The 5093-nt window shown below is 73.6% G+C and carries 4 protein-coding genes; 3 read left to right on the top strand and 1 reads right to left on the bottom strand.

The features are described 5' to 3' along the window. Nucleotides 1-1106 (top strand): RDD family protein (locus RMO85_RS02495; RefSeq protein ID WP_310526275.1); only part of this gene is annotated, 1106 nt, incomplete at its 5' end. A 7-nt stretch (nt 1107-1113) separates the two neighbouring features. Here the strand turns inward: RMO85_RS02495 and RMO85_RS02490 are convergent. Further along, the gene (locus RMO85_RS02490) at nt 1114-3234 is read right to left on the bottom strand and encodes a S8 family serine peptidase (RefSeq protein WP_310526273.1); all 2121 of its coding nucleotides are present in this window, start codon (nt 3232-3234) and stop codon (nt 1114-1116) included. A 131-nt stretch (nt 3235-3365) separates the two neighbouring features. Between RMO85_RS02490 and RMO85_RS02485 the strand changes: the two genes are divergently transcribed. Both RMO85_RS02485 and RMO85_RS02480 read left to right on the top strand, forming a co-directional pair. After that, entirely contained in the window at nt 3366-4814 is a 1449-nt protein-coding gene (locus tag RMO85_RS02485) for an HAD hydrolase-like protein (RefSeq protein ID WP_310526272.1), read from the top strand. 95 nt (nt 4815-4909) lie between these two features. After that, the coding region (locus RMO85_RS02480; protein WP_310526271.1) for a cold shock domain-containing protein at nt 4910-5093 on the top strand (184 nt) is incomplete at its 3' end.

Genomic DNA, 5093 nt, shown 5'->3' with positions numbered 1-5093 from the left:
GTGCGCCGGGACCGACCGTGACCGAGCAGCGGGCAGCCGCGACCTACCCCATCCCCGAGCTCGAACGCCGCTTCTACGCGTTCTTCATCGATCGGCTGATCGGCTGGACCGTGGTGGCGGCGGCGGGCCTCGGTGCCTGGTTCGTCCTCGACGACCTGTGGTGGGCGCTGGCCGTGGGCGCCGGAGTCATGGTGCTCGGGTGGCTCGTCCTCGCCGTCGTGGTCGGCATCAACGGCAACACCCCGGGCAAGGCGATGGTCGGGCTGCGGGTGGTCCACCACGGCACCGGCACCCCCATCGGCGTCGGCAGGTCGCTGGTGCGATCAGCGGTGCTGGCGCTGGCGTCGGTCCCGACCTTCGCGCTCGGTCTTGCGACCCTGGCCTGGACTGCCGTCGAGGACAGCGGCCGGCAGCGGCGCGGCTGGCACGACCACCTCGCTCACTCGGTCGTCGTGGACGTGCGGCCTGTCGATCCCGAGGTCGAGGAGGTGGACGACGGCCCACGACACGTCGTCAACCTGACCGCGATGCGGTTGATCCCGGCGCCGCCGGTCGAGCCGCCGGCACCGCCGCGCCGGGTCAACCCGGAGCAGTCGACGCGCCGCACGCCGGTCCCGGAGCAGGCACCACCGGCACCGGCACCACCGGTACCACCGGCACCGCGTCCTGCGAGCGGTCTGCCTGTCGTCCAGCCCAGTGCCGGGCCGACGCGTCCGCCGGACGACGACGGCCGGACCGCCGTCAGGTCGGTGCCGGGAGCGCCGCCCTCCGGCCCGCGGTGGCGGGTGACCTTCGACAACGGCGAGACGTTCGTCGTCGAGGGACTGGCCCTGGTCGGTCGCCGGCCCGAGCCACGGTCCGGGGAACAGGTGCACCACCTCGTTCCCCTGATCTCGGCCGACATGTCCGTCTCCAAGACCCATGCCCAGTTCGGCCCCGCGCCCGACGGTGTCCTCGTCGTCATGGACCGCGGCTCGACCAACGGGTCGCTGCTGATCCGGCAGGGCGTCTCGCGACCGCTGACGGCGGGGAAGCCCGCCACTCTTCTCGACGGCGACACCGTCTCCTTCGGCGACCGGCAGATGTCCGTACGCCGCGAGGCCTGAGCGGCGCCTAGCGAGTGATCGCGACCGGGACGCGAGTCAGGGAGCCGCGTGCGCCACGCCAGACGATCCACCCGTCGTCGAGCCTGGTGGGGCCGGCCGGACCGGTCACGATGATGCGGACCGTGGCCGTCTCACCCGGCGCGAGCCGCAGCGCGAGCGGCGTCGTCGTGACCCGGTGTCGAGCGAAGCCGACTGCGTGGGCGGAGAAGTACTCCGCGCGGGACCCGAGATTGGTGACCCTCCGGGTCGCCGTACCACCACCTCGCATCACGAGCGAGGAGACGTTCAGGTCGCGCCACGACAGGCCGTCCAGGGCCCGTCGGTAGTCGGCGGTGCGTACGTCGAGGGCCAGCCCCGGCCTCCGCAGGTCGCCCACCTGCCCGGCCCCTTGCGTCAGGGTCGCAGCACCGGCGAGCGGTCGCGCGGTAGTGGTGAGCACGGACCGGACCACCGGCGCCGACCAGTGGTGCTCGGCGCGCAGCAGAGCGGCGAGACCGCTGACGCGTGCCGTTGCCGCTGAGGTACCGGAGAACAACGCCCACGAGCCGGGTACGGCGCCGAGCACGCCCTCCCCGAGAGCGACGACGTCCGGCTTGAGGAGCGTGGACCGCGAGTCGCCGGAAGCCGACCAGCCGGCGGCCCGTGCGGCAGTGCGCGCGGGGTCGATGCCGGCGATGCGGACCACGGTGCGCCGGTGACGACCGGCCCAGCCGATGAGCCGCCGGCCGTCGCGCTCGCTCAGCTGGACCGTCGGGACACTGTGGAAGTCGTCGGTGACGGCGCCCGGCCGGTCGTTGACCAGCACCATCGCGACCCCGTCGGCCTGCGCGACGGCCTGGGACTTGTCGACTCGGCCGATGCCGCCGCCCACGCACACCACGGCTCGGTCGGCGACCCCGCTCGCGTGCCGCGAGCCGGGTCGACACTGGCGGGCCTCGCCGGGTCGGGCGCCGGCGGCGGCGACGTCGGCGCCGAGCACGAGGCGGAGCGGTCCCAGGGCCCGGCGAGAGCGGCTGGCACCGCTGAGCCGGGGACCGCGCACCACCGAGACCTGGCCGCGCAACGTGCTGCCACGGGTGGCGCCGACCGTGGTGACCCACGGAGAGGAGTGGCCGGCGACGGCCGAACGCCCCGCGTTGCCGGCGGCGCCGATCACGACGATGTCGGCCTCGGCAGCACCCAGCAGGGCCCGCTCGACCGTGTCGATCGACGAGGGCCCGGCCACGGCGACGTTGAGGACGTCCACACCGTCCGCGGTCGCGCGGTCGATCGCGGAGACGAGGTCGGCCGTCGCGCAGCCGTCGTCGGCGGGGTCGGGGGCCGCCCAGCAGGCCTTGTAGGGCGCGACCCGGGCGCGGGGTGCGACGCCGCCGAAGTTGCCCATGGTGCGGCCGTTCATCCGGACCGAGACGTCGGAGTTGCCGGCCGCCACCGAGGCGACCTGCGTGCCATGGCCGACCGCGTCGAGGGGCGAGAGGCGCTCGGAGGAGCGGATGCGGTCGGCGCCGAAGCCGGCCACCCACCACCCGGCGCCGACGACCTTGCGGTTGCACGCCGAGGCGGGCCAGCCCTCGCCGGTCGTGCACTCACCCGCATAGTCCGCCGGGCTGCTGTCCAGGCCAGGCACATCGGCGAACAACGGTGAGCCGGGCGCGAGGCCGGAGTCGACGAAGCCGATGACGACCCCGGAGCCACCCCGGCCGGTGTCCCCGCGGGGCCGGGCCAGCTGCGCGGCCTGGGCGCCGGTGGACGTGATCCGGCCGGCCATCGGTCGCACCGAGTTGGCCTCGACGCTCTCCACAGCACCGTTGGCCTCGAGGGCGGACACCTGGTCGGCGGTGAGCTCGACGGCGAATCCGTTGAGCGCCGTGGTCCAGCGGTAGGTCGTCTCGGGGGAGTCGATGCTGGCCAGGACGGCGTCCTGGCGGGCGAGAAGGGCGGCGACCTCGGCCTGGGTGCCGGCGCCGCTCGAGGTGGAGGAGGTGCCGGACCCGGTGAGGGTCACGAGGTGCAGGCTCGTCGCACCGTCGTCGGCGGCGTGGCCGGGGGCCGTGGTCAGGGCGACTACGGCGACGACGCCCGTCAGCAGCAGGCGCGCCGCTCGAGTCAGCGCTCGATGCGTCGTCACGATCGATGCCACCTCGGTCCTCGGGTCGTTGTCGCAGGTCAGAGCGTTCCATTGTGTCGCGGAACCCTCCATGGTGTCAGCCGGCGCGGGGGGAATCAAAGGCGCACTCACCGGGGACCTACGCTGGCCCCATGTCGCCGCCCGCCCCCTCAGTCGTGGTGGGGTTCGACCTGGACATGACCCTGATCGACACCGTGCCGGGATTCGCGGCGACGCTCGAGGCGCTCGGCGCCGAGCTCGGGGTGGCCTTTCCGGTGGGGAGCCTCATCTCGAACCTCGGCCCGCCGCTCGATCTGATGCTCGCTCCGCATCTCGCTCCGGAGGCGATCGGCCCCGCCATCGACCGCTTCCGTGAGCTCTACGTCGACCATTCGATCACCCCGGTGCCGGTGCTTGCCGGCGCTCACGAGGCCCTCGCCGCCGTGCGCCGCCACGGCGGTCGCACCGTGGTCGTGACCGGCAAGTTCGCGCGGAACGCGCAGCTGCACGTCGACCACCTCGGGCTCGACGTCGACCACCTCGAGGGCACGGTCTGGGGCGTCGGCAAGGCCGCAGCGCTGATCAGGGAGGGCGCCTCGGTCTACGTGGGTGACCACATCCACGACGTGGAAGGTGCCCGGGCGGCCGGGGTCGTCAGTGTCTCGGTGCTCACCGGCGGCTGCACCCGCGAGGAGCTGCTCGCGGCCGGTACCCACGTCGTGCTCGACACCCTCGACGACTTCCCGGCCTGGCTCGACGAGCACGTCCTCGACCTGCGGCTGGCGGCCCTGGAGGAGCGACTGCTCGGGCTCGGCTCCGTGCTGGTCGCCTTCAGCGGTGGCGCCGACAGCTCGCTGCTGCTGGCGGCCGCCGTACGCACGCTCGGGCCGGACCGCGTCGTCGCCGGCACCGGCTACTCCGACTCGCTGCCGGCCATCGAGCGCAACCCGGCGCGGGACTTCGCGACCTCGCTCGGCGTCGAGGTGCTCACCCCGCGCACCCACGAGATGGACCGCGAGGGCTATCGCGCCAACTCGGGCGAGCGCTGCTACTTCTGCAAGGCCGAGCTTATCGAGACCCTCGGTCCGCTCGCCAGCGTGCGTGGCATCGCCCAGGTCGCCACCGGCACCAATGCCGACGACGCGGTTGCCGGGTTCCGACCCGGCATCCGCGCGGCCGCCGAGCGGGGCGCGGTCACGCCGCTGCTCGATGCCGGGTTGACCAAGGAGGACGTCCGCCGCGCCTCCCGTCGCTGGGGCCTGCCGACGTGGGACAAGCCCGCGGCGGCCTGCCTCTCGTCCCGGGTCGCCTACGGCATCGAGGTGACGCCCCACCGCCTCGCGCGCGTCGAGCGGGCCGAGGCAGGAGTGCGGGCTGCGTTGGCCAAGGCCGGCCTCGACGCCCGAGACCTGCGCGTGCGCGACCTGGGGGAGCGGGCCTCGATCGAGGTCGACGCAGGGTTGCTCGACGGCCCGCTGGCGGACGGCGTCGTACGCCGACGCGTCCTCGACGCCGTCCTCGCGGTCGGCTTCGACGTCGCCGATCTCGACCCCCGCGGCTTCCGCTCGGGCTCCCTCAACGAGGCCCTCAGCCAGGACTGAGGTCAATCGGTTGGCGGCCGGTTGTGGGCTCGGCCTAGAGTTTGCCCGCACTCGCGACCACCGTCGCGACCAACGTCAGAAGAAGAGGTCAGACCGTGCCCAGTGGCAAGGTGAAGTGGTTCGACGTCGACAAGGGCTTCGGCTTCCTGTCGCAGGAGGACGGGCCGGACGTCTACGTCCACTCCGACGCGCTGCCCGAGGGCACCACGACGCTCAAGGCCGGAGCCAAGGTCGAGTTCGGCATCGCCCAGGGACGGCGCGGCGACCAGGCCCTCCAGG

It is taken from the genome of Nocardioides sp., assembly GCF_031422975.1.
In the GTDB taxonomy this organism is placed as follows: domain Bacteria; phylum Actinomycetota; class Actinomycetes; order Propionibacteriales; family Nocardioidaceae; genus Nocardioides.
Note: the sequence above shows the minus strand (reverse complement) of the source record. Positions and strands in the feature narration are given on the sequence as shown.

What these genes read in the sequence shown, in the direction of transcription:
- RMO85_RS02485 (WP_310526272.1), top strand. Translation starts at nt 3,366, where the DNA reads ATGTCGCCGCCCGCCCCCTCAGTCGTGGTGGGGTTCGACCTGGACATG.